Below are 1205 nucleotides of genomic sequence, written 5' to 3' on the forward strand. Positions count from 1 at the left end.
GCCGGCCAACTCGGGATCCAGTCGATCCCCGCAGTTATCGCCTTCGCTGGGGGCCGTCCCGCCGATGGCTTCATGGGTGCCGTCCCGGAAAGCCAGGTTCGCCAGTTCATCGACCGCCTTGCCGGTCCTGCCGGTGCCGATCAGGCGGCAGAAATCGAAGCGGTGCTCGAGGAGGCGGCCGGGCTTCTGGCGGCGGGCGATGTCAACGGTGCCGCGCAGCTTTATGGGGCTGTGATGCAAGCTGAACCGGAAAATGCCAAGGCGCTTGCCGGCATGGCCGAATGCATGATTGCAGCCAACCAGCATCAGCGCGCTCGTGAAGCGCTGACCGGTCTGCCGGAGGAGCTTGCCAAGGACGCAGCCATTCAAGCGGTCCTCACAAAGCTCGACCAGATCGAAGAGGCCCGCAAGCTTGGCGATCCCATTCTCCTGGAACAGGATCTCGCGCGTGATCCGGATAACCACGAAGCCCGCATGAAGCTTGCGAAGATCCTCAACGTGGAAGGCAAGCGCGACGAGGCGGCAGACCACCTGCTGTACATCATGCGCAAGGACCGGACTTTCGACGACGACGGTGCGCGCCGGCAGCTTTTGCAGTTCTTCGATGTTTGGGGTTTCAAGGATCCGGCGACGGTGGCAGCGCGCCGCAAGCTTTCTGCGATGTTGTTCTCATAACTTTACAAACCTTGCCCTTGCGTTTTTAGGGAAGGGCCCCACATTTCAGAGCCAGGGCAGGAGGATCGTTCCTCCGGGGCGGGCGAATGCGGGACGAGTGTTGATGCAAGTCGGGAATGCCAGATATTTAAAGCCCGGCGATCTGCCAGATTCGATCGCCGTGTTTCCGCTGTCGGGTGCTCTTCTCCTTCCTACGGGGCAGCTTCCGCTGAATATTTTCGAGCCGCGTTACCTGACGATGATCGACGCTGCGCTCGCCGGCAACCGGCTGATCGGAATGGTTCAGCCTGCGCTCAGCGAAGGCGAGGTGAAGGTCAGCGACCCCCAGCTTGCTCCCGTCGGCTGCATCGGCCGGATCACCTCTTTCGCGGAGACGGGCGATGGGCGCTATATCATTTCGCTGACGGGCGTCTGCCGTTTCCGGTTGCTTGGCGAGAAGGTGACGCATGAGCCCTTTAGATGCTTCCGGATCGCTCCCTTCATTTCCGATCTTTCCGCACGGGATGAGGAGGATGCCGTCGATCGTGCCG

Annotated in this window: 2 protein-coding genes; both read left to right on the plus strand. The window is 61.4% G+C overall.

Annotated features, from left to right (window positions below; all coding sequences use genetic code 11):
- The coding region (locus ACPYOI_RS35700) for a tetratricopeptide repeat protein (protein ID WP_481424128.1) at window positions 1-675 on the plus strand (675 nt) is incomplete at its 5' end.
- A gap of 103 nt (window positions 676-778) precedes the next feature.
- The coding region (locus tag ACPYOI_RS35705) for an LON peptidase substrate-binding domain-containing protein (protein WP_481424129.1) at window positions 779-1205 on the plus strand (427 nt) is incomplete at its 3' end.

Source organism: Rhizobium sp. SVR5-2C (assembly GCF_056755115.1).